Raw genomic sequence first — 21,186 nt, forward strand, 5'->3', positions numbered from 1 at the left:
TCCCGATGTCCCTCACCCTGTCCACCACCGCCTTCACCGTGGCGCTCGGCGCGGTCGTCGCCGGGTTCGTCGGCGCCGCCGTCGCGCTGCACCACGCCGGCGCCTCGGCGGCGCCCGCCACGGAGCCCGTCCCCGTCGTCCTCCAGGAGGTGACCCCGTGCTGACCGACCTGGCCGTCCTCGGCGGTCTGCTCGCCCTGCTCGCCGTGGCCCACCGCGTGTGGACCACCCTGATGCGCGACCCCCAGCGCGTGCTCCGCGGTGCCGCGGTCGCCCCCGCGCCCCGAGGGGGGTGGCGGCCGTGACCCGGCGGGACACCGTGCTCGTCGGCTTCGACGGCACGTCCCCGAGCCTGCAGGCGCTCGACTGGGCGGCCGCGTACGCGCGGCGGACCGGCCGCTCACTGCACCTCGTGTGCAGCTACCAGCTGCCCGACACGCACGCCCGCGGCGACTGGCCGTACGCGCACCCGCTGATCGAGGACGGCGCGGTCCGGCGCCGCGTCGAGCAGGTGCTGGAGGAGGGCCGGGAGCGCGCCGAGCGCGCGGGCGTCTCCGCGTCGACCGAGCTGGCCGACGGGGAGCCGACGGGCGTCCTCGTGGACCGCTCGGCCGAGCACGCGCTCGTCGTCGTCGGCGCGCGCGGTGCGGGTCGCGTCGCGGAGCGGCTGCTCGGCACGGTCTCCGTGACCCTGCCGGCGCACGCGCACTGCCCGACCGTCGTGGTGCCGGCCCGGCACCACCCGGTGCGGCGGGGGTCCCCCGCCTCCCGGACGGAGTCCGCGCGGCACGGGCGCGTCGTCGTCGGCGTCGACGGGTCGCCCGGCTCGCAGGCCGCGCTGCACCACGCCGTGCAGCAGGCGCGCGCCTGGCGGTCGAGCCTGCTCGTGGTGCGGGCCCTGCCGACCGGGACGTGGCGGCGAGCGCCCTGGCAGCGCTCCGGCATCCGCGACGACCTCGTCTCGGCGGCCCGCGCCGACCTGACGCGGGTGACCGACCGGCTGCGTGCCGAGCACCCGGACGTCCCGGTGGACGGCGCGGTCGTCGAGGCGGCCGCACCGGGCGCGCTGCTCGAGCGCATGTCGTCGGCGGACCTGCTGGTCGTCGGCTCCCGGGGGATCGGCGGGTTCCGCGGCCTGCTCCTCGGGTCCACCTGCCAGCAGGTGCTGCACCGGGCGCACTGCCCCGTGCTCGTCGCGCGACCGCACCCCGGGCACCTCCCCGCGGAGCACCTGCCGATGGAGCTCACGACCGCGTGAGCCACGAGCGGGGCGTCGGTCGGGGATGCTGGGCGCATGACCGACCCGATCCCGGCCGAGGCCGACGCCCCGCTCGTCGTCCGTGACGCCGCCGTGTGGCGCGCGTGGCTCGACGCCCACGAGCACGAGCCGCACGGCGTGTGGCTGGTGCTCGCGAAGAAGGGCACGGTCGAGCCGACGTCGCTCACCTACGCCGAGGCCCTGGACGAGGCGCTGTGCAGCGGCTGGATCGACGGGCAGAAGCGCAGCCGCGACGACGCGACCTTCCTGCAGCGGTTCACGCCGCGGCGGGCGCGGTCGATCTGGTCGCAGCGGAACGTCGAGCACGTCGCCCGGCTCGTCGCGGACGGCCGGATGCGGGCGCGCGGGCACGCCGAGGTGGACCTCGCGCGCGCCGACGGGCGGTGGGACCGCGCCTACGCCGGCTCGGCCACCGCGGAGGTCCCGGCCGACCTGCTGGCGGCCCTCGACGCGGTCCCGGCGGCCCGAGTGGCGTTCGACGCGCTGGACCGGCAGGCGCGGTACTCCGTGCTGCACCCGCTCATGGTCGCGCCGACGCCGGAGGCGCGGGCGCAGCGGGTGGCGCGAGCGGTGGCGCGGCTCGCGGGGGAGTAGGGCCTACCGAGCGGCCCCGGGTCGACGCGCCCCGGGACCGAGCCGGACCGGGACCGCCCGCCGGGTCTGCGCGAGGCGGTCGCGCAGCCGCGCGTTCTCCGCCTCCAGCTGCGCGACGCGGTCCCCCAGGGCGGCCGCGCGGTGCTGCGCGTCCGCGAGCCGGCGACGCAGCGCGGCGTCCTGCCGGTCCGCGGGCGCCGGCGGGACCGTGGCCTGGAGCGCCCGGATCCGCGCGGCGAACTCCCGGTGCTGGCGCAGGTAGGTCACGGAGCAGTGCGCGGCGATGGCGATGGACAGGAAGTCGAACGGGCCGCCGTCGCGCTCGGCGAGGTCGATGGCGTGCTCGACGTGGTCGCGCACGACCTCCGCGCGGTGCCGCGCCCGCTCGATCACGCCGTCCTGCCCCGGGAGGTCCCGCTGCACCCACTCGTCCGACTGCACGGGGCCCACCCTGCTCCTGCTGCCGGGGCGGTGGGCAACCCGCGAGCGGGTGGCGTCCCGGAGGGCGGTCGCGAGCGGGTCGGCGTAGCCCGCGGATCGGCCGGCGGCCGTGACCATCGGCCCAGGCGGGGTGTGACGCGCGCCTCCGCCCCGGTGCCCGCCGCTCGCCGCGCGCCCCGGCCCCGCCGATGCCACCCTCGCTGCATGACCGGAGACGTCCAGCACGCAGCCGCCCGCGCCGGTGACCACCCGCTCCTGGAGAAGGGCGCCCGACTCGGCTACGCCGCCAGCGGGGTCCTGCACCTCCTGCTGGCCTGGGTGACCGTCCAGCTCGCCTGGACGTCGGGCGGTGAGCAGGCCGACCAGCAGGGCGCGCTCCAGCAGGTCGCCGGGAACGGCTTCGGCCAGGTGCTGCTGTGGGTGCTGCTGGTCGGGTTCGTGCTGCTCGCGCTGTGGCAGGCGACCGAGGCGATCGCCTGGGGCGAGACGGCCGACCGGCTGAAGGCCGCGGCGAAGGCCGTGACCTACGCGGTGCTGGCGTTCACCACGGTGTCGGTGCTGACGGACCAGTCGTCGGGCGGGTCCGGCGGCGCGACGTCCGGGCTGCTGTCCTCGGGGTTCGGGCGGGTGCTCGTCGGGCTCGTCGGGGTGGGCGTCGTCGCCGTGGCGGGGTACCACGTCGTCAAGGGCTGGAACGAGAAGTTCCTGGAGGACCTCGAGTCCAGCCCGGCGCCCTGGGTGCGGAAGGCCGGGAAGGTCGGGTACATCGGCAAGGGTGCGGCGCTCGCGGTCGTCGGGGTGCTGCTCGTCGTCGCCGCCGTGCAGGCCGACCCGGAGAAGGCCGAGGGACTCGACGCGGCGCTGCACACGCTGGCGGGCCTGCCGTTCGGGGCGGTGCTGCTGACGCTCGTCGCGCTCGGGTTCGCCGCGTACGGGGTGTACGCGTTCGGGCGGGCCCGGCACGCGAAGGTCTGACCCCTTCTCCGGGGCGATGCGCGGGACTAGCGTCGCGCGCATGGGACAGGTCATCGCCTCGGCGACCACGTCGCTCGACGGCTTCATCGCGCGGCAGGACCACGGGATCGACGAGCTGTTCGGCTGGTACGACGTCGGCGACGTCGTGGTGGAGAACCACGGCGACCTGCCGCCGTTCCGGCTGACGGAGGAGAGCGCCGCCTACTGGCTGGCGTGGCGTGAGCAGCTGGGGGCGCTGGTCGTGGGGCGCGAGCTGTTCGACCTCACCGACGGCTGGGGCGGGAAGCACCCGCTGGGCGTCCCGTTCGTGCTGCTCACGCACCGGCCGGTGCGGGAGTCGGCGGCGCTGGGGTCCCCTGACCTGGTGGTCATGCACGAGGGCGTCCTGGAGGCGGTCGCCGCGGCGCAGGAGCTCGCGGGGGACAAGGTCGTCGGCGTCGCGGCCGGGACGATCGCGTCCCAGGTGCACGCGGCCGGGCTGCTCGACGCGGTGAACGTCGACCTCGTGCCGGTGTTCCTCGGGTCGGGGCGGCCGTACTTCACGGCGCAGGCCGGCGGGCCCGTGCCGCTCGGCGACCCGACGGTGGTGGTGCCGTCGCGCGGGGTCACGCACCTGAGCTTCCCCGTCCGGCGCTGAGGTCGACGGAAGCCGGTGAGGTCGTCACGAACCTCTGACGACCTCGCGGCGATGGGACGACCTCGGCGCGGTGCCGCGGGGTCAGTGCACCTCGTGCACGCGGTGGTGCAGGTGCGCCACCCCGTTCGCGAACCGCTCCAGGTCCAGCAGCTCCAGGTCGACGCGCACGTCCCGCGGCAGCGCCCGGGTCCCGCCGCCGACCAGGACCGGCGAGACGAACAGGTGCACCTCGTCGACGAGCCCCGCGCGCAGCGCCAGGCCGGCGAGGTGCGCGCCGCCGATGAGCACGTCGTGCGGCGAGCTGTGCAGCAGCCGGCGCACCGCCTCCGGGTCGAACGTGGCCTCGACCTGGGTGCGCGCGCTGCGCGGGGTGGCGAGGGTGGTCGAGTAGACGACCTTGTGCGCCGCGCGCCAGAGCTGGGCGTACTCCTGGACGGCGGGCGGCTCGTCGGCGGTCTCCATCGTCTCCCACGCGACCATCACGTCGTAGAGCCGGCGCCCGTACAGGTACGTCCCGACGCCGCGGTGCAGCTCGTTGACCCGCTGGTGCACCGCCTCGTCCGGCATGCTCCAGTCGAACCGGCCGTCACGGTCGGCGACGAACCCGTCGAGGGACGTGATCGCGGAGTAGACGAGCCTGGCCATGGCCGACCTCCCGGCGTGGGCGGGTCCCGCGACGCCGCGGGTCAGGGCACCAGGACAGCACACCGGGATGCGCCGCGCCCGTAGGGTCGGGGGATGAGCCTCGACGTCGGCGTCCTGCTGCCCCGTGACCTGCCCGCCCACCAGGTGCTGCCCTACGCGCGGCGCGCCGACGAGCTCGGGTTCGCCGAGCTGTGGGTGGTCGAGGACCTCGGGTTCCGCGGCGGGATGGCGCAGGCCGCGGCGGCGCTCGCGGTGACGGAGCGGATCCGCGTCGGCGTCGGCATCCTGCCGGTCGGCGCGCGCAACGTGGCGTTCGCGGCGATGGAGGCGGCGACGGTCGCCGAGCTGTTCCCCGGCCGGCTGCACCTCGGCATCGGCCACGGGATGCCGGACTGGATGCGCCAGGTCGGCGCGTGGCCGGCGAGCCCGCTGGCCGCGTTCGAGGAGTACGTGACCGCGCTGCGCGCGCTGCTCCGCGGCGAGGAGGTGACCGTCGACGGCCGGTACGTGCGGCTCGACGGCGTGCGGCTGGAGACCCCGCCGGCCGAGGTGCCGCCGGTGCTGGCCGGGGTGCGCGGGCCGAAGTCGCTCGCCGCGGCCGGCCGGTGCGCCGACGGGACGGTGCTCGCCGAGCCCGTGGGCCCCGAGTACCTCGCCGCGGCGATCGCGCAGATCGGCCACGCCCCCGACCACCGCGTCGTGGCCTACGACGTCGCGGCCGTCGACGCCGACGCGGCCGCCGCGCGGGACCGGGTGCGGCCCGCGCTGGCCTGGATCGGCGACCCGGGCTGGGCGCCGCACATCGACCCGATGGACTTCGCAGCGGAGTTCCGCGACCTGCGCGACCGGACCCCGCACCGGGCGCAGTTCGCGGCCGCGCTGCCGGACTCCTGGGTCGACCGGCTGGCGGTCGTCGGGACGCCGGAGCAGGCGCGGGCGCGGCTGGACGGGCTCGCGCTGGCCGGCGCCGACGCGGTGGTGCTCGCGCCCGCCGGTCCGGACCCGCTCGCCGCCCTCGAGGGGCTCGCGGCGGTGCTGTGAGTGTGCTCGCCCGGGCTGTCCGTGCGGTACCGGCCGGGGTGCTGGCGCTCGCGCTGGTCGCGGGCTGCGCGGCGGACGGCGGCGCGGACGACGGCGGACGCGGTGCGGACGTGGCTGCCGGCGGTTCCCGCTCGGCGGATGCGGACGCGGACGCGGGCGCGGGCGAGCCGACCCGCGCCGCCTCCGACGAGCCCCACCCCGGCGGTCCGCCCGCGGGCGTCGTCGTCGACTACCAGCTCGCGGGCGGCTACCCGGCGCCGGACGCCGTCGGCGGCGTGATCCGCGACGTCACCGACGAGCCCGAGCCCGGCCTGTGGTCGGCCTGCTACGTCAACGGGTTCCAGACCCAGCCCGGCGACCGCGGCACCTGGCTGACCGACCACCCCGATCTGGTGCTGCGCGACGACACGGGGGAGCCCGTCGTCGACGAGGGCTGGCCGGACGAGCTGCTGCTCGACACGAGCACCGCGGCGGACCGGGCGGCGCTCGCGGAGGTCATCGGCGCGCAGGTCCGCGCGTGCGCCGAGCGCGGGTTCGCCGCGGTGGAGCTCGACAACCTCGACTCCTGGACCCGGTCCGGCGGCCGGCTCGACGAGGACGGGGCGGTCGACCTGGCGGCCCGGTTGGTGGCCGTCGCGCACGACGCGGGGCTGGCCGCGGGGCAGAAGAACACGCCGCAGCTCGGGACCCGCGGGCGGGACGAGGCGGGGTTCGACTTCGCGGTGGCGGAGGAGTGCGCGCAGTACGACGAGTGCGCGGCGTACACGGAGGTCTACGGCGACGCGGTCCTGGACATCGAGTACACCGACGACGGCTTCGCCGCGGCCTGCGCGGACCCGGACCGGCCGCCGTCGACGATCCGCCGCGACCGCGACCTGAGCACGCCGGACGACCCGGCGTACGCCTTCGCCACCTGCTGACGGGACCGCGCCCGGCCGGCGGCCCGGCTGATCCCCACCCGGTTCTCGCGCCGAACCCTGATCGATCGGGCGACCGTGCGAGGAAGAGCCGGGGACCAGGGGTGCACGGCCCCGGCCCGCACGACGACGGCCCCTCGACCCGATCCGCGGGTCGAGGGGCCGTCGTGCGGCAGCGCATCAGCGCAGCGCGCGCACCTTCCGCGCGACCAGCACCAGGCCGCCGCCCACCAGGAGCATCAGCCACGAGCCCGCGAACAGCAGGCCCGACTGCGAGCCGGTCACGGCCAGCTCGTCACCCGCCGGCACCGCGGCCGGGGAGACGGCGACCGGGGCGGCGACCGGGACGGCCGTGTCCGAGGGGACCGCCAGAGTCACGGGCAGTGCCGCCCACCGGCCGGACGTCCCGCCGGTGGCCATGACGGTGTGCGAGCCCACCGGGACGTCCGCCGGGATGAAGGCCATGAGCCGGGCGACGCCGTTCGCGTCCGCGACGGCCGTGCCGAGGAACACCGGGTCGGAGTGCAGGTAGAACGCGACGACCTCACCGGGCTCGAAGCCCTCGGCGACCAGCTCCATCTCCTGACCGACGGACGTCGCGCTCTTCGGGGAGTCGAGCACGGCGGTCGGCGTGCCGCCGAGCTGGGCCGGCTCGCCGGCGACGACCACGTCGAACGCCCGCGAGGCGGCGGCGGTCTCCTTGCCGGCCGCGACCTCGAGCACGAGGCGGTGCGTACCCGGGCTCAGGACCGGGATCGTGCCGTTGATCTTGCCGTCCCCGCCCACGGGGCCGGACGCGAGGACCGAGCCGTCGGCGGCGCGCAGGGTCCAGGCGCCGGGCAGCGTGGCGCCCGAGACCGCGACCGACGCCTGCAGGACCGCACGTGTGGCGACGAAGGTGCTGATCGAGGCCGGGGTGGTGAGCACCGGGGCGACCTTCTCCACCGAGACGGAGCCGCGGCCCTCGGCGGCCAGGTACGGGCCGCCTTCCTTGGGCACGAAGGAGGCGGACGCGCCGAACGCCCAGATGACCTGCTTCGGCTGGTAGGTCGCCTTGATGTCCCAGACGCCCGCGGCCAGCCCCGGCACGCGGAACGTGGCGGCGCCCTCGACGAGGGACACGGACTCCACCGTCCGGACGGCGCCGCCGTCACGCGCGGTGAGCGTGAGACCCAGCGTGCCGTTCGGCGTCGGGCCGCCGTCCGGACCGAACACCTTCACCGAGATCTTGGCGTCCTCGCGGACCATGACGGTCTTCGCGGCGACGGTCACCGTGGGCGTGGCCGTGATGACGCCGAGGTGCTGCCGGTCCTCGGCACTCTCGTAGCCCTCGAGGCTCGCCGTGGTGACGAGCGTCAGGTAGCGGCCGAGATCCGCCGCGGCGGGCGTGAACGTCCCACCCTCGCCGCGGACGTCGCCCTGGACCTCCCAGCGGTGCGTGAACGTGGTGCCCACCGGCCAACCCGTCGTGGACGCGGTCAGCGCGGTCCCGGACGTCGGGAGGGAGTCCACCCGGCCGGAGACCGACACGGTGCCCTGCGGCAGCGCCGGGAGCGCGTCGGGGTCGACGACGTCCGTGGCTACGGTCAGGTAGTACGGGCCGCCCTGGAAGATGCCGTCGACGAAGCGCTCGACGTAGACGTTGATGACACCGTGCACGTCCTGCGCGGTCGGCGTGTACGACGGGACGAACGGGTCGCCGACCGAGTTGCTGTTGACGCTCCACCAGGTCTTGAAGGTCGTCCCCGGCGCCCAGGAGGAGTCCGGGATGACCGTGATCGGCTTGCCGACCTCGGCGGTGCCGGACGGGCCGGTGGTGCCCGTGATGATCATGCCGGCGTGGGTCCAGCCCTGGTCCGGGCTCACGACCGGGGGCGTGTCGCCACCACCCTGGTCGGGGTCGTCGGCGAGCCGGATCTGGCCGACGGGGGCGAAGCCGCCGCCGCCGGAGTTCTCGTCGACGAAGTGCGGCTCGACCTCGACCTCGACGAAGCGGTCGACGTCGCCCGCGCTCGGAGTGAAGTACTGCCCGGACTGCACCGGGATCCCGTCGACGAGCCACAGGTAGCTGAACGTGGTCCCCTCGGGGTACCAGTCGGCGCGTGCCTCCGCGTACAGCTCGGTGCCGGCGACGACGTAGCCGTCGTCCCAGGGGTCGCCCACGATGCCGTGGACCGTGAGCCCCACGCCGTAGTCCTCGTAGGAGTAGCCGGTCTCCTGGCCGTCGGTCGTCGCGCCGAGCGCGGCGAGTCGAGGGGCGGGCTCGGCCTGCCCGGCCGCGTCGAGGGTGGTCTCGGTGGCGGGAGCCTCCGCCGAGGGCTCGGCCTGCTCGGACGGGACGTCGGGGGTCTCGTCGGCGGCGGGCGCGGCGGCCTGCTCGACCGGGACCTCGCCCACGGTCTCGGCGTCCGTGGCGGGAGCCTCGTCGGCGGGCTGCTCGACGACGACAGGCTCCTCGACGACGGTCTCGGTCGTCGTGGTCGACGCCGTCTCGACGGCTACGACCTCGGACGCGTCGCCGGTGTCGGCCATCGCCGACCCCGTCGGGATCATGACAGCGAGGACGGCCGTGGTGACGGCCAGGGCTGCGGGGCGCCGCAGACGGCCCGCTCGTGTGGTGCGCACTCCGTGCACAGGTACTCCCCCGGTTGCGGGGGTGCGAGCCCCCGAGTGGTGTGAACGGGGGCCTCATCGGCGCGGGCGGGCGACGTGTCAGGGATTCTGAGGTCCGGTCTTGCGGGCCTGGGTGGTACCACCCCGACCCCGGCGCAGGGCGGGGCGCTGACCGGCGGGGACGCGGCACCGCGCGACGGCGCGACCCACCCGACGTACCGTGAACCGATGGCGATCGGAGACGACTCCGGCCTCGACGACGGCCGGGTGCTGGTGCGCGGGGACCTCGTGGTCGAGGTGCCCGCGCGGTGCGTGCGCGTCGCGGACCGCCCGGTCCCGCTGACCCGCAGCGAGTTCGAGATCCTCGTGGCGCTCGCGGAGCGCGCCGGTCAGCCGGTGTCGAAGGACGAGCTCGCCGTGGCGGTCGCGGTGCACGGGCCGCACGCGGTGCCGACGCCGACGGACGCCGACCGGCGCAGCATCGAGGTGCACATGGCGAACCTGCGCCGGAAGCTCGCGGAGGGGTCGGGCGACCGGACCGCGATCAGCACGGTGCGCGGCCTGGGCTACCGGCTGACGCCCGAGGTGCGGGTCCCGGAGCAGCGCGACGGCACCGCGGGCTGAGCCGCGCCGCCGCCGCGCCGGACCGGGCGCGGCGGAGGTCGGGTCAGCGGGTCGCCGCGGCGAGCGCGGCGCGCAGCCCCTCGGCGTCGAGCTCGGCACCGTACGCGGGGGTGTCCCGCTGGAATCGCCAGCCCTCGGACAGCGGGCCGGCGTCGACGACGTCGAAGCCCCACCGGTCGATGAGCGCGGTGACCTCGGCCTTGGCGTCCGCGTCGTCGCCGGCGATGGCGAGCGCGCGGCGGCCGGGCGTCCCGGCGGGCGTGCCCTTCGACCCGAGGTCGGCGGCGGTGATGTGGTTGAACGCCTTGACGACCCGGGCGCCGCCGAGGTGGTCGGCCAGCAGCTCGGCGCTGGTGGTGGAGCCGTCGTCGAGCGCGGCCACGTGGCCGTCGCGCTCCCAGTAGTAGTTGTTGGTGTCGATGACGACCTTGCCGGCCAGGGGCGCGGCGGGGACCTGCGCGTAGGCGTGGAACGGCACGGTGACGACGACGACGTCGCCGTCCGTCGCGGCCTCCTCGGCGGTGCCGGCGCGGGCGCCGTCGCCGAGCTCGGACACCAGGTCCACGAGCGTGTGCGGACCGCGCGAGTTGCTGAGGACGGGCGTCTGCCCGTGCTGGACGGCCAGGCGGGCGAGCGCGCCGCCGATGTGGCCGGCGCCGATGAATCCGATCGTGGTCATGCCGGGGCCAACGGGTTGGGGGCGCCCGTTGTTCCTGGTCAGCCGACCCGGTTCCGCCGTGGGGAAAATCCGTTGGTGCGTGCGGCGGGGCGGACGTACGGTCGAGGCACACGGGAAGGAGGTGGTCCGAGACATGAAGTCTTCTTGGACGCGTGAGGTGACTGCCCGCTAGTCGCGGACAGCAGTGTTCGGACGGATTGCGATCCGTTCGCCGCGCCGCCGGTCCGACCGGCGACCGCGACGGGCGAATCCCCGCAGTCACCGCAGCCCGTGGGAGCCGCGAGCTCGTCCTTCGCGGCAGGGCCCTCCAGCAGGAGGCCCGGCCCACGGGCTGTTCCCTGCCCGGGCGCGGACGCCCGGGTGCGGCCACCCGGGTGCGCGGGACGGGCTCAGGCGGCGCCGAGCCGCGCCCGCAGTCCCGCGCGCACCGCCGGCCACTCGCCCGGCAGGATCGAGAAGTACGCGGTGTCGCCCCGCGAGCCGTCGGGCGCGAGCCGGTGGTTCCGCAGCACGCCCTCGGGGACCGCGCCGAGCCGGGTGATCGCCGCGACGGAGCGGGTGTTCCGGGTGTCGGCCCGCAGCGCGACCCGCGCGCAGCCCCAGACGTCGAAGGCGTGCTCCAGCATGAGCAGCTTGCAGGCCGGGTTGTTCGACGTGCCCCACCAGCGCGGGGCGAAGAAGGTGTGCCCGATCTCGACGCGGGGCACCCGGAGGTCCCGGTCGTAGAACGACGTGCTGCCCCGGACCTCGCCGGTCGCGGCGTCGAGCGCCGCGAACGCCAGCCGGCCGGGCGCGGCGCGGGCCCCCTCGATCTCGGCGCGCCAGGCGTCGACGCCGACGGGCAGCGCGGAGGACATCCCGGCCCACACCCGCGCGTCGACGAACGCGGCGAGCGCCTCCGCGTGCGGGAGGTCGAGCGGGACGAGCCGGGCGCCGTGGCCCTCGAGGATGACGTCGTGCAGCACCCGGTGAGCATGCCGCACCCCACCTCTTGCGGTCGAAAGCTAATGGCATTAGCCTGTGGGCTATGGACAACAACCACGCACGACGCACGCTGCACCTGCCGCGGCCCGAGGGGAGGGTCGCCTACGACGACGCCGGCACCGGCCCGCTCGTCGTCATGGTCCCCGGGATGGGAGACCTGCGGTCCACCTACGACGAGCTCCGTGCCGCCTTGCTCGGCGCGGGCTACCGGGTCGTCACCACCGACCTGCGCGGCCACGGCGACTCCGACGCCGGGTTCACCACGCACGGCGACGAGGCGACGGCGGGCGACGTCGTCGCACTGGTCGAGCACCTGGCCGCGGGGCCCGCGGTGCTCGTCGGCAACTCGATGGGCTCCTCGGCGGCGGCCGTGGTCGCGGCCGACCGGCCGGACCTGGTCCGCGGCCTGGTCCTGCTGGCGCCGTTCCTGCGCGACCCGCAGCTCCCCGGCGCGGTGCGCGCGGTGATGCCGCTGGTCTACCGGGCGATGCTCGCGGCCCCGTGGGGCGCCGCGGCCTGGGCCGGCTACTACCGGTCGCTGAACAAGGGCACCCGGTCGCCGCGGCTGGACGTGCACACGGCGGCGATCCGCGCGAGCCTCCGCCGCCCCGGCTACCTGGGCCAGTTCCGCGACCTGGCGCTGGCGCTCACGCACGCGCCCGTCGAGGCCCGCGTGCCGCGCATCCAGGCGCCCGCGCTCGCGGTCGTCGGGGCGCTCGACCCCGACTGGAAGGACCCCGCCGCCGAGCTCGCGTGGATCCGCGACGCGATCGGCGCCCGGGCGGTCCTGGTCGAGGACGCCGGGCACTACCCGCAGCACCAGACCCCGGAGGTCGTGGCCGAGGCGGTGCTCGCGCTGCTCGCGGAGGTCGCGCCGGTGGCCCCCGCCACCCCCGCCGACGGGGTCGCCGGTGCCTAGGGCCGGCCTGTCCCGCGAGGCGGTCGTCCGGATCGCGCTCGACCTGGTGGACGACGGCGGACCCACCGGCTTCGCCGACCTCACGCTCGCCAAGGTCGCCGCCGAGGCCGGCGTCGCGACGCCGAGTCTCTACAAGCACGTGGGCTCGCTGGCCGCGCTGCGCCGGGAGGTCGCCGTCCTGACGGTGCAGGACCTCGGCGCTCGGCTCGTCGACGCGACCGTCGGACGCTCCGGCCCCGACGCGCTCCGGGCGCTGGCGGGTGCGATACGCGGCTACGCCCACGCCCACCCGGGCCGGTACGCCGCCGTCCAGGTCGCGCCGGACCCGGCCGACCCCGACTCGGCCGCGCTGGCCGCCGCGGCGGCGCGCACGGTCGAGGTGATCGCGGCCGCGCTGCGCGGGTTCGACCTGCCCGAGGAGCGGTCGGTCGACGCCGTGCGGGCGGTCCGGGCGGGGGTGCACGGGTTCGTGGCCCTCGAGCTCGGCGGCGGGTTCCGGATGCCGCAGGACCGGGACCGCAGCTTCGACGTGCTGGTCGGGATGCTGGTGGCGGGCGTCGCGGCGCTCGCGGCCGACGGCAGCGCCGCCGCGGGCTGAGCCGGGCGCGCCGGCGCGTCTAGGGTGGGCGCGTGGCCGAGCTGAAGACACCCCGCGAGATCGAGGCGATGCGGGCGGCGGGTGCCTTCGTGGCCCGCGTGCTGAGCAGCCTGCAGGACGTCGCCCGGGTGGGCATGACGCTGAAGGAGCTCGACGCGCACGCGCACCGCCTGATCGACGACGCCGGCGCCCACTCCGTCTACCTGGGATACCACCCGTCGTTCGGCGCGATGCCGTACCCGGGCGTGCTGTGCACCAGCGTGAACGACGCCGCGCTGCACGGCCTGCCGTCGGAGCAGGTGCTCGCGGACGGCGACGTGCTGAGCATCGACTTCGCGGCGCAGGTGAACGGCTGGGTGGCCGACTCGGCGCTCACCTTCCAGCTCGGCACGCCCGACCCGGAGTCCCAGCGGCTGATCCGGGTCACCGAGGAGGCGCTCGCCGCCGGCATCGCGCAGGCGCGCCCGGGCAACCGGATGGGCGACATCTCCGCGGCGATCGGCGAGGTCGGCCGCGCGGCGGGACTCGGGATCAACGCCGACTTCGGCGGCCACGGCGTCGGGCGCACGATGCACGAGGAGCCGCACGTGCCGAACCTCGGCCGCCGCGGGACCGGTCTGAAGCTCAAGGCCGGGCTCGTCATCGCGATCGAGCCGTGGTTCATGGCCGGGGGCGACGGCTACGTGATCGACCCGGACGGCTGGACGATCCGGACCGCCGACGGCGCGCGCGCCGCGCACGCCGAGCACACCGTCGCGATCACGGCCGACGGCCCGCTGGTGCTCACGGCCCGCAAGGGCTGACCCGCGGCGGGGCGCACGCACCGGCCCGCGGTCGCGCCGCCGAGCCGGCCGCGCCGCCGAGCCGACGCGCGGCCGACGCCCCGCGTTCACCCCGCCGACGCCCCCCGGCCAGCGCGGTCGGCGAACGTGACGTGGACGCCCGTCGCGGTCGCGCGGACGCCTGGACGGGCGGGGGCGGCGCACGCTCGGGGGAGGTCGGGCGCCGCCCCCGTCGCGTCGTGGCCGCGGGGCCCGCGGGTCAGGCGCGCAGGTGCGCCCACTCCTGCGGGTTGACCGTCAGCCACTCGGCGAGGGACTGCGCCGGGCGGCCCGACAGGCGACGCACGATCGGCGACGGCGTCGCGAGCTCGCCCGCGGCGATCGCGGTGTAGGAGGACACCCAGCCGTCGACCTCCCACGGCTCGGCGGCGTACGCGGCACGGGACGCGTAGGCCTCCTCGACCGTCTCCGGGTGGTACGTGATCTCCCGACCGGTCGCGGAGGACAGGACCTGGGCAGCCTCGGCGAGGGTGTACCCGCTGGGGCCGGTGACGTCGTAGGTGGCCCCGTCGTGCGCGTGCGCCCGCTCGTCGAGCAGCACCGCGGTCGCCACGTCCGCGACGTCGTCGTGCGCGACCGCGGCGACCAGGCCGTCGCCCGCCGGCCCGCGGATCACGCCGTCCTCGCCCACGAAGTGCACGATCGCGTCGTGGTACAGGCAGTCCCGCAGGAACGCGAACCGCAGGCCGGACGCGCGGATGTGCTCCTCGGTGACCCAGTGGTCGCGGGCGAACGTGAACGTCGCGTCGGGTGCCGCGCCCATGAACGACAGGTAGACCAGCCGCTCGACCCCGGCGTCGACGGCCGCGTCCACGGCGGCCCGGTGCTCGGCGACCCGGTCCGCGGACTCACGCCCGGACACGAGGAACACGGTCCGGGCGCCCGCGAACGCCGCCCGCATCGACGCCACGTCGCGGTAGCCGGGGCTGAGGGCGACCTCGGTCTCGGTGCCCGGGATCGACGGGGCGCGGTCGGGCGAGCGGACCACCAGGCGCTGGTGCGCCCCCTCCGCGGCCAGCCGGACGGCGAGCCGTCGGCCCACCCGGCCCGAGGCGCCCGTCACCACGATCAGGTCGTCGTCCATGCGTCTCCTCCGCACCGGTCGGCCCACGGGGCGCGTGCCCCGGCTGGCAGCGACGGTAGCGGTGCGGGGGCCCGTCGGCGACGGGGGTGCGGGGCAACCCTGACGCGGCGTGAGAGTACGATCCCGTCGGCCCCCCACCCGACCTCGAACGGATCCCGCGTGCCCGCGACCCCCCAGCCCGTCCCGGCGCCGCCCGACGGTGCGCACCCCGCCGTTCCCGAGGCGGACGCCTCCTGGTCGGTGCGCACGGCGCTGCGCTCCCCGGCCCGGCTGCGCACCGAGGTGCTCGGCGGCCTGGTGGTGGCGCTCGCGCTGATCCCGGAGGCGATCTCGTTCTCCATCGTCGCCGGCGTGGACCCGCGGGTCGGGCTGTTCTCGTCGTTCGTCATGGCGGTCTCGCTGGCGTTCCTCGGCGGCCGGCCCGCGATGATCTCCGCCGCGACCGGCGCCGTGGCGCTGGTGGTGGCCCCGGTCGTGCGGGACCACGGGGTGCAGTACCTGCTGGCGACGGTCGTCCTGGGCGGCGTGATCCAGGTGGCGCTGGGCCTGCTGGGTGTCGCGCGGCTCATGCGGTTCATCCCGCGGTCGGTCATGGTCGGGTTCGTCAACGCGCTGGCGATCCTGGTGCTCGTCGCGCAGCTGCCGCACCTGGTCGACGTGCCGTGGGTGGTCTACCCGCTGGTGGCGGCGGGGATCGCGATCATCGCGCTGCTGCCGCGGGTCACGACCGTCGTCCCGGCGCCGCTGGTCGCGATCGTGCTGCTGACGGTCGTGACCGTGGTGGCGGGGCTGGCCGTCCCGCGGGTGCGCGACCAGGGCGAGCTGCCGGACAGCCTGCCCGCGTTCGTGCTGCCCGACGTCCCGCTGAGCCTGGAGACGCTGCGGATCATCGCGCCGTACGCCGTCGGGCTCGCGCTGGTCGGGCTGCTCGAGTCGCTGATGACCGCGAAGCTCGTCGACGACGTCACCGACACCCACTCGGACAAGACCCGCGAGGCCTGGGGCCAGGGCGCCGCGAACGTGCTCTCCGGCCTGTTCGGCGGCATGGGCGGCTGCGCGATGATCGGCCAGACGATGATCAACGTGAAGGTCTCGGGCGCCCGCACCCGGATCTCGACGTTCCTCGCCGGCGCGTTCCTGCTGGTGCTGGTCGTGGTGCTCGGCGACGTCGTCGGGGCGATCCCGATGGCCGCGCTGGTGGCCGTCATGGTGATGGTCTGCGTCGCGACGTTCGACTGGCACTCGGTGCGCCCGTCGACGCTGCGCCGGATGCCGCTGAGCGAGACCGCGGTGATGCTCGTGACGGTCGCGGTCACCGTCGCCACGCACAACCTCGCGTACGGCGTCGTGTCGGGGGTCCTGGTGGCGACGGTGCTGTTCGCCCGCCGCGTGGCGCACCTGACGACCGTGACCCGGCTCGACGCGGGGGAGGACCCCGGCGTGCGGCGGTACGCGGTGTCCGGGGCGCTGTTCTTCGCGTCGTCCAACGACCTCGTCTACCAGTTCGACTACGACGGGGACCCGGCGCGGGTGGTCATCGACCTGGCGGACGCGCACGTGTGGGACGCGTCGACGGCGGCCACGCTGGACGCGATCGTCACCAAGTACGCCGCCAAGGGGAAAGCGGCGGAGGTGGTCGGGCTGAACGCGGACAGCGCGCGGCGGCTCGGGCGGCTGGCAGAGGCACTGGGGGGCGGCGGGCACTGAGCGGCCCCGGGGCGGGGCGCGGGTGCCAGGATGGACGGCGGACCCGACGATCCCCTGGAGGACCCGGCGTGACGGACGACCGCTACCGCGTGATGACGGTGTGCACCGGCAACATCTGCCGGTCCCCGATGGCCGAGGTGGTGCTGCGCGCCCGCCTGGAGGACGCCGGGCTCGGCGACCGGGTGGTGGTCGACTCGACCGGGGTCAGCGACGAGGAGCACGGCAACCCGATCGACCGCCGGGCTCGCACGGCGCTCGCAGCGCGCGGCTACGACGTGCCCCGGCGGGCGGCGCGCCAGGTGCGGGCCGCCGACCTCGCCGAGCGCGACCTGGTGCTGGCGATGACCGCGTCGCACGCCCGCGCGCTGCGCCGGATCGCCGGCGACGACGAGGCGGCCGGGCGGGTGGTGATGTTCCGGACGTTCGACCCGGCGGCGCCGCGGGTGGCCGACCGCGCCGACGAGCACCTGCTCGACGTCGACGACCCCTGGTACGGCGGGCCGGAGAACTTCGAGCACTGCCTGGACGAGATCGAGGCGGCGGCGGACGGCGTCGTCGACGCGGTCCGCGCGGCGCTCTCCGACCGGGACGCCGCGCGGGCTTGACCGCGGGCGGGCGCGGCCCGGCGGGCGCGGCCGCGCGGCCTACGCCTTCCGGCGCCGCCACCCCCGACCGGGGGTGTCCGCGCAGGAGACCGTAGGCGGCTCCCTGCGAGCGCGGCAGCTCGCGCCGAGTGCGGTGGCTGGAGGTGCCGCGCTCGGCTGGAAGTGCCGCGCTCGGCGGGCACCGGCGCGGGCGGGCGCCGGTGGGCGGGCGCGGGGCAGGATGGGGCGGGTGAAGGTCTCCGCGCGCTCCCAGGTGCCCCCGTTCGCCGTGATGGACATCGTCGCGGCCGCCAACGCCCGCCGTGCCGCCGGCCAGTCGGTGCTCAACCTGTGCGTCGGGGAGCCGTCGACCGGCGCGTCGGACGTGGTGCGCGACCGCGCGGTGCAGCTGCTCGCGGGCGGGGACCTCGGGTACACCGAGGCGCTCGGCAGCCCGGCGCTGCGGGCGGCGATCGCCGGGCACTACCGGTCCTGGTATGGCGTCGACGTCGACCCGGCGCGGGTGGCCGTCACCACCGGGTCGTCGGGCGGGTTCATGCTCGCGTTCCTGGCGGCGTTCGACGTCGGCGACCGGGTGGCTCTGGCCCGGCCCGGGTACCCGGCGTACAAGAACATCCTCGCCTCGCTCGGGTGCGAGGTCGTCGAGCTGCCGTGCGGCCCGGAGACCCGGTACCAGCCGACGGTCGAGCAGCTCGAGGCGCTGGACCGCCCCGTGGACGGGCTCGTCGTCGCCGGCCCCGCGAACCCGACCGGCACGCTGATCGACCGGGCGTCGCTCGACGGGCTCGCCGCGTGGTGCGCGGAGCACGGGGTCCGGCTGGTGTCCGACGAGATCTACCACGGCATCACCTACCCCGACGCGGTCGCCGCCGAGCCCGGGCCGGCCGGTGCGCCCACCGCCGCGACGTCGCTCGGCACCGGCACCGTCGTGGTCAACTCGTTCTCGAAGTTCTGGGCGATGACCGGCTGGCGGCTCGGCTGGCTGCTGCTCCCCGAGGACCTGGCGGCCCCGGTCGACGCTCTCGCCGGCAACGTCGCGCTGTGCCCGCCGGCGCTCGCGCAGCACGCGGGCGTCGCGGCGTTCACGCCCGAGGGGTACGCCGCCGCCGAGGCGAACGTCGCCCAGTACGCGGCGTCCCGGCGGTCGGTGCTGGACCGGCTGCCGGAGCTCGGCTGGTCCCGGGTGGCGCCCGCCGACGGGGCGTTCTACGTGTACGCGGACGTGTCGGCGACCGGGCTGGACTCGCGGACCTGGTGCTCCCGGCTGCTCGACGAGGCCGGCGTCGCGCTCACCCCCGGCACCGACTTCGACTCGGTGGACGGGCACGACTGGGTGCGGCTGTCGTTCGCGTCCGCGCCGGAGGTCGTGGCGGAGGCGGTGGACCGGGTCGTCGCCTGGCAGCGGACGCTGTAGCGCCGCCACCGCCCCCCGTGCCCGGAACCGGGCTCCGTCCCCGTCCGTTGGGCCGGGCAGGACGCGCGTCCCCAGGGCGCGCACGGGCGAGGAGGGCGACATGAGGTGTCCCACGGACGGGGCCGAGCTGGTGATGGCGGAGCGGCAGGGCGTCGAGATCGACTACTGCCCGTCGTGCCGGGGCATCTGGCTCGACCGCGGCGAGCTCGACAAGATCCTCGACCGCGCCGCCGGGGCGCCCGCGCCGGGGGTGCCGGACCCCGGCCCCGGCTACCCGCCGGCGCCCGCCCCCGGGTACCCGCCGGCCCCGGGCTACGACGGCTACCGCGACCCGGGCCACCGCGGTGACGGCGGCTACCGCGACGACCGGGGCTACCGTGACGACCGCGGGTACGACCGCCGCCCCGACGAACGGCGGTACGACGACCGCCGTGACCCGCGGTACCCGTACGGCAAGAAGAAGAAGCGGGAGTCCTGGCTGGGCGACCTGCTCGACTTCGACTGACCGGCCGGCGGTCACACCCGGGCGTAGTACTCGTCGCTCGCGATGATCCCGCCCATGATCGTCTCGACGCGGACGCCGCCCTGGATCTGCGCGACCCACGCGGCCTGACCCGTCGGGTCGATGTGCCGCCCCAGCAGAGCGACGTAGTACCCGTCCACCACCGTGGTGAGGTGCTCGGACGACAGGAGGAAGCCCGTCGCGACGGTCTGCCGGGACGCGCCGAGCGTGAGCTGCCGGGTCCAGGTGGCCACCTCCGAGGGCGCTGCCTCGCGGTTCAGCACGTTGCGGTACAGGCGGGAGACCCAGGCCGCGTCCGTCCCGCCGGCCCGCTGGTAGTACTCGGACGACGCGATGAATCCGGACTCGATGCCCTGGATGGTGCTCCCGCCCCGCATCGCCGCCAGCCAGGCGTCGCTGCCCACGGGGTCGGGGCCCCGGTCGAGGTAGGTGCGGTAGGCGCCGGCGATCAGGCCGGCCCGGTACTCGTCGGACCCGGTGATCGAGTTCGCGACCGCGATCCTCGGGGTGCCCCCGGCGAGGGCCCACGTCCATCCGGAGAGGCCGGTGGGGTCCGGCGCGCGCCCGAACAGGTCCTGGTAGACCCGCGTGACGTAGCGCTCGTCCTGCGCAGCGCCGGGCGCCACCTCGATCACGACGCGGGCGGCCGCACCGAGAGACGTGGTGGTGACGCCGGTGCCCCGGTCGCTCACGCGCCAGGTCTGCCCGGCGGGGAGCGACGGGTTCGTGAACGGAGCGCGCGCCGGCTGCAGGTCGAGGAGGTAGCTCGTCGGGAACGGGAAGGAGCTGTCCGACAGGATCAGCCGCGCCTGGACCCCCGCCCACCCGGGCTCGTGCAGGGCGTCGGCGCCGACGGCCGGGCGGTAGTCGACGAACACGGGCCCCGCCGGGGCGGTCAGCCGGACGCCGCGCACGCCGGTCGCCTGCGACAGCGGCTGGAGGTCGACGGTCATGGGCCGGAAGATCGCGGGCGGGCCCGGGACCGTGACGACGTCCGCCCACCCGAGCGACTGGGCGAACCCCGAGCTGATGCTGCCGGGCGAGCTGAGGTTGCGTCCCTGGCCCATCACGTCGGTGTTGTCGCCGTACTCGACCGCGGTGCAGCCGGCGAGGTCCGACGTGAGCGGGGTGCGAGAGCTGCCCGACCTGCAGGTCAGCGTGTTCGCGTGGCCGAGGCCGAGATTGTGCCCGAGCTCGTGCGCCAGGACGTACGTCGACGTGTCGCCGTTCAGCCAGATCGCACCCCCGGTGATCGAGGCGAGCCCGGAGAACTCGCACGCGTCGATCTCGGGGAAGGCCGCGGCGACGTGCCGGGTGGTGCTCGGCGCGATCCCCGTGGCCGCCACCACCTGGTCCATGATCGCGTCGACGTCGCAGAGCTCGTCGCGCGGCATCGTCACCGCCCCGGCGACCGTGGGCTGCACGTCGATCCGCCCGCCGCTCTGCCGCTCCCAGTACTCCTCGGTCCCCGAGGCGGCGGCGGTGAGCGCGGCGGTCGGCACGGCGTCCGTCGCCGACCACCGCACCGGGACGACGACGAGCTGGTGCACCCCGGACACGAGCCCGGCGGTGGGCAGCGACGAGGCGTGGGGGCCGCTCTCGGTGACGACGGCGTCCACGACCCGGGCGGCGTCCCCACCGGTCGCGTCGTCCGGCGAGGCGGTCGTCACGAGGTCGACGACCTCGGACTCCGCCAGACCGGCGGGGGCCTCGATCGTGACCGTCACCCCGGAACCCGCCGGGAGCCCCGTCGGGGTGCCGGTCCCGACGGTGGGCGCCTGCACCGCGGACAGGTCGACGTACGCGCCGTCGACCTCGGCGTAGGCCGTGGTGACCGAGCCCTCCTCGAAGTGGCCGTCGCCGTGCTGCGACGGGAGGTCGGCGGTGCGGTACACCACCCGCCCGTCGACCTCGTAGCCGGTGGTGGGTTGGTCGGCCATCGCCGCGGTGGGCGCGAGCACGGCCAGCGTCGCGGCGGCGGCGGTGGTCAGTCGGAGGCGGCGGAGCGGTCGGCGGGTCGTCATGGGGGTCCTCCTCGGGCCCTGGGTCCGGACGGCGAACTTGCG

At 76.1% G+C, this 21,186-nt stretch carries 23 protein-coding genes; 16 read left to right on the forward strand and 7 right to left on the reverse strand.

The window, feature by feature from the left end:
- Positions 1-5 precede the first annotated feature (5 nt).
- Genes J5O08_RS09000 through J5O08_RS09015 form a run of 4 tightly spaced genes read left to right on the forward strand, consistent with a single transcriptional unit; the run spans position 6 to position 1,872 of the window.
- Positions 6-164: a hypothetical protein gene (locus tag J5O08_RS09000; RefSeq protein ID WP_168216944.1), complete on the forward strand. Its 159-nt coding sequence runs from the start codon at positions 6-8 to the stop codon at positions 162-164.
- Positions 158-304 carry a hypothetical protein gene (locus J5O08_RS09005; RefSeq protein WP_218706531.1) on the forward strand — a complete coding sequence of 49 codons (147 nt, stop codon included), beginning with the start codon at positions 158-160 and terminating at the stop codon, positions 302-304. Before J5O08_RS09000 ends, J5O08_RS09005 begins: the two co-directional genes overlap by 7 nt.
- Entirely contained in the window at positions 301-1,257 is a 957-nt protein-coding gene (locus J5O08_RS21605) for a universal stress protein (protein WP_218706532.1), read from the forward strand. Before J5O08_RS09005 ends, J5O08_RS21605 begins: the two co-directional genes overlap by 4 nt.
- A 36-nt stretch (positions 1,258-1,293) precedes the next feature.
- Positions 1,294-1,872, forward strand: coding sequence for a YdeI family protein (locus J5O08_RS09015; protein WP_218706533.1), 579 nt, complete (start codon positions 1,294-1,296; stop codon positions 1,870-1,872).
- 3 nt (positions 1,873-1,875) lie between these two features.
- Here the strand turns inward: J5O08_RS09015 and J5O08_RS09020 are convergent, their stop codons facing one another.
- A complete protein-coding gene (locus J5O08_RS09020) occupies positions 1,876-2,313 on the reverse strand; it encodes a hypothetical protein (protein WP_218706534.1) in 438 nt (145 codons plus the stop codon).
- Between the two features lie 204 nt (positions 2,314-2,517).
- On the opposite strand from J5O08_RS09020, the gene J5O08_RS09025 reads away from it, so the two are divergent.
- On the forward strand, positions 2,518-3,288 hold the full coding sequence (locus tag J5O08_RS09025) for a DUF1206 domain-containing protein (protein ID WP_218706535.1): 771 nt from the start codon (positions 2,518-2,520) through the stop codon (positions 3,286-3,288).
- A 40-nt stretch (positions 3,289-3,328) separates the two neighbouring features.
- Complete coding sequence (locus J5O08_RS09030) at positions 3,329-3,925, forward strand: dihydrofolate reductase family protein (protein ID WP_218706537.1); 597 nt, start codon at positions 3,329-3,331, stop codon at positions 3,923-3,925.
- Positions 3,926-4,006: 81 nt separating this feature from the next.
- Here J5O08_RS09030 and J5O08_RS09035 read toward each other — a convergent pair whose 3' ends face one another.
- Positions 4,007-4,570 carry a dihydrofolate reductase family protein gene (locus tag J5O08_RS09035; protein WP_218706539.1) on the reverse strand — a complete coding sequence of 188 codons (564 nt, stop codon included), beginning with the start codon at positions 4,568-4,570 and terminating at the stop codon, positions 4,007-4,009.
- A 93-nt stretch (positions 4,571-4,663) separates the two neighbouring features.
- Between J5O08_RS09035 and J5O08_RS09040 the strand changes: the two genes are divergently transcribed.
- Both J5O08_RS09040 and J5O08_RS09045 read left to right on the forward strand, forming a co-directional pair.
- Positions 4,664-5,611 (forward strand): LLM class flavin-dependent oxidoreductase, encoded by a 948-nt coding sequence (locus tag J5O08_RS09040; protein ID WP_218706541.1) that lies wholly within the window; start codon positions 4,664-4,666, stop codon positions 5,609-5,611.
- Positions 5,608-6,531, forward strand: a complete 924-nt coding sequence (locus J5O08_RS09045) for an endo alpha-1,4 polygalactosaminidase (protein ID WP_308281501.1) — start codon at positions 5,608-5,610, stop codon at positions 6,529-6,531. Before J5O08_RS09040 ends, J5O08_RS09045 begins: the two co-directional genes overlap by 4 nt.
- Before the next feature lie 177 nt (positions 6,532-6,708).
- Here the strand turns inward: J5O08_RS09045 and J5O08_RS09050 are convergent, their stop codons facing one another.
- On the reverse strand, positions 6,709-9,060 hold the full coding sequence (locus J5O08_RS09050; RefSeq protein WP_218706542.1) for a hypothetical protein: 2,352 nt from the start codon (positions 9,058-9,060) through the stop codon (positions 6,709-6,711).
- A 309-nt stretch (positions 9,061-9,369) separates the two neighbouring features.
- Here J5O08_RS09050 and J5O08_RS09055 point away from each other — a divergent pair, with 309 nt between their 5' ends.
- Positions 9,370-9,765: a winged helix-turn-helix domain-containing protein gene (locus J5O08_RS09055; protein WP_147795124.1), complete on the forward strand. Its 396-nt coding sequence runs from the start codon at positions 9,370-9,372 to the stop codon at positions 9,763-9,765.
- A gap of 43 nt (positions 9,766-9,808) precedes the next feature.
- Here J5O08_RS09055 and J5O08_RS09060 read toward each other — a convergent pair whose 3' ends face one another.
- Together J5O08_RS09060 and J5O08_RS09065 are read right to left on the reverse strand one after the other, a co-directional pair.
- The gene (locus J5O08_RS09060; protein ID WP_218706543.1) at positions 9,809-10,444 is read right to left on the reverse strand and encodes an NADPH-dependent F420 reductase; all 636 of its coding nucleotides are present in this window, start codon (positions 10,442-10,444) and stop codon (positions 9,809-9,811) included.
- A gap of 389 nt (positions 10,445-10,833) precedes the next feature.
- Positions 10,834-11,409 (reverse strand): GNAT family N-acetyltransferase, encoded by a 576-nt coding sequence (locus J5O08_RS09065; RefSeq protein WP_218706544.1) that lies wholly within the window; start codon positions 11,407-11,409, stop codon positions 10,834-10,836.
- Positions 11,410-11,471: 62 nt separating this feature from the next.
- On the opposite strand from J5O08_RS09065, the gene J5O08_RS09070 reads away from it, so the two are divergent.
- The 3 genes from J5O08_RS09070 to map are packed head-to-tail and all read left to right on the forward strand — an operon-like array spanning position 11,472 to position 13,748.
- Positions 11,472-12,347 (forward strand): alpha/beta fold hydrolase, encoded by an 876-nt coding sequence (locus tag J5O08_RS09070; RefSeq protein WP_218706545.1) that lies wholly within the window; start codon positions 11,472-11,474, stop codon positions 12,345-12,347.
- The gene (locus J5O08_RS09075; RefSeq protein ID WP_218706546.1) at positions 12,340-12,945 is read left to right on the forward strand and encodes a TetR/AcrR family transcriptional regulator; all 606 of its coding nucleotides are present in this window, start codon (positions 12,340-12,342) and stop codon (positions 12,943-12,945) included. Before J5O08_RS09070 ends, J5O08_RS09075 begins: the two co-directional genes overlap by 8 nt.
- A gap of 32 nt (positions 12,946-12,977) precedes the next feature.
- Positions 12,978-13,748 carry a type I methionyl aminopeptidase gene (gene map, locus J5O08_RS09080; protein WP_218706547.1) on the forward strand — a complete coding sequence of 257 codons (771 nt, stop codon included), beginning with the start codon at positions 12,978-12,980 and terminating at the stop codon, positions 13,746-13,748.
- A 238-nt stretch (positions 13,749-13,986) separates the two neighbouring features.
- On the opposite strand, the gene J5O08_RS09085 is transcribed toward map, so the two are convergent.
- Positions 13,987-14,871: an NAD(P)H-binding protein gene (locus J5O08_RS09085; RefSeq protein WP_218706548.1), complete on the reverse strand. Its 885-nt coding sequence runs from the start codon at positions 14,869-14,871 to the stop codon at positions 13,987-13,989.
- 159 nt (positions 14,872-15,030) lie between these two features.
- On the opposite strand from J5O08_RS09085, the gene J5O08_RS09090 reads away from it, so the two are divergent.
- The 4 genes from J5O08_RS09090 (at position 15,031) to J5O08_RS09105 (ending at position 19,102) form a co-directional block, all read left to right on the forward strand.
- Positions 15,031-16,578 (forward strand): SulP family inorganic anion transporter, encoded by a 1,548-nt coding sequence (locus tag J5O08_RS09090; RefSeq protein ID WP_218706549.1) that lies wholly within the window; start codon positions 15,031-15,033, stop codon positions 16,576-16,578.
- A gap of 92 nt (positions 16,579-16,670) precedes the next feature.
- Entirely contained in the window at positions 16,671-17,183 is a 513-nt protein-coding gene (locus J5O08_RS09095; protein WP_218706572.1) for a low molecular weight protein-tyrosine-phosphatase, read from the forward strand.
- A gap of 229 nt (positions 17,184-17,412) precedes the next feature.
- On the forward strand, positions 17,413-18,597 hold the full coding sequence (locus J5O08_RS09100; protein ID WP_218706550.1) for a pyridoxal phosphate-dependent aminotransferase: 1,185 nt from the start codon (positions 17,413-17,415) through the stop codon (positions 18,595-18,597).
- Positions 18,598-18,697: 100 nt separating this feature from the next.
- Positions 18,698-19,102, forward strand: coding sequence for a zf-TFIIB domain-containing protein (locus J5O08_RS09105; protein ID WP_218706551.1), 405 nt, complete (start codon positions 18,698-18,700; stop codon positions 19,100-19,102).
- 11 nt (positions 19,103-19,113) lie between these two features.
- On the opposite strand, the gene J5O08_RS09110 is transcribed toward J5O08_RS09105, so the two are convergent.
- Entirely contained in the window at positions 19,114-21,144 is a 2,031-nt protein-coding gene (locus J5O08_RS09110; protein WP_218706552.1) for a DUF4214 domain-containing protein, read from the reverse strand.
- Positions 21,145-21,186 lie beyond the last annotated feature (42 nt).

This window comes from Cellulomonas sp. PS-H5 (assembly GCF_019265565.1).
In the GTDB taxonomy this organism is placed as follows: Bacteria; Actinomycetota; Actinomycetes; order Actinomycetales; family Cellulomonadaceae; genus Cellulomonas.

Coding starts and splice junctions, on each gene's coding strand:
- J5O08_RS09000 (WP_168216944.1), top strand. CDS start 6: ATGTCCCTCACCCTGTCCACCACCGCCTTCACCGTGGCGCTCGGCGCG.
- J5O08_RS09015 (WP_218706533.1), top strand. CDS start 1,294: ATGACCGACCCGATCCCGGCCGAGGCCGACGCCCCGCTCGTCGTCCGT.
- J5O08_RS09025 (WP_218706535.1), top strand. CDS start 2,518: ATGACCGGAGACGTCCAGCACGCAGCCGCCCGCGCCGGTGACCACCCG.
- J5O08_RS09030 (WP_218706537.1), top strand. CDS start 3,329: ATGGGACAGGTCATCGCCTCGGCGACCACGTCGCTCGACGGCTTCATC.
- J5O08_RS09035 (WP_218706539.1), bottom strand. CDS start 4,570: ATGGCCAGGCTCGTCTACTCCGCGATCACGTCCCTCGACGGGTTCGTC.
- J5O08_RS09040 (WP_218706541.1), top strand. CDS start 4,664: ATGAGCCTCGACGTCGGCGTCCTGCTGCCCCGTGACCTGCCCGCCCAC.
- J5O08_RS09050 (WP_218706542.1), bottom strand. CDS start 9,060: ATGGCCGACACCGGCGACGCGTCCGAGGTCGTAGCCGTCGAGACGGCG.
- J5O08_RS09055 (WP_147795124.1), top strand. CDS start 9,370: ATGGCGATCGGAGACGACTCCGGCCTCGACGACGGCCGGGTGCTGGTG.
- J5O08_RS09060 (WP_218706543.1), bottom strand. CDS start 10,444: ATGACCACGATCGGATTCATCGGCGCCGGCCACATCGGCGGCGCGCTC.
- J5O08_RS09070 (WP_218706545.1), top strand. CDS start 11,472: ATGGACAACAACCACGCACGACGCACGCTGCACCTGCCGCGGCCCGAG.
- J5O08_RS09085 (WP_218706548.1), bottom strand. CDS start 14,871: ATGGACGACGACCTGATCGTGGTGACGGGCGCCTCGGGCCGGGTGGGC.
- J5O08_RS09095 (WP_218706572.1), top strand. CDS start 16,671: ATGACGGTGTGCACCGGCAACATCTGCCGGTCCCCGATGGCCGAGGTG.
- J5O08_RS09105 (WP_218706551.1), top strand. CDS start 18,698: ATGAGGTGTCCCACGGACGGGGCCGAGCTGGTGATGGCGGAGCGGCAG.
- J5O08_RS09110 (WP_218706552.1), bottom strand. CDS start 21,144: ATGACGACCCGCCGACCGCTCCGCCGCCTCCGACTGACCACCGCCGCC.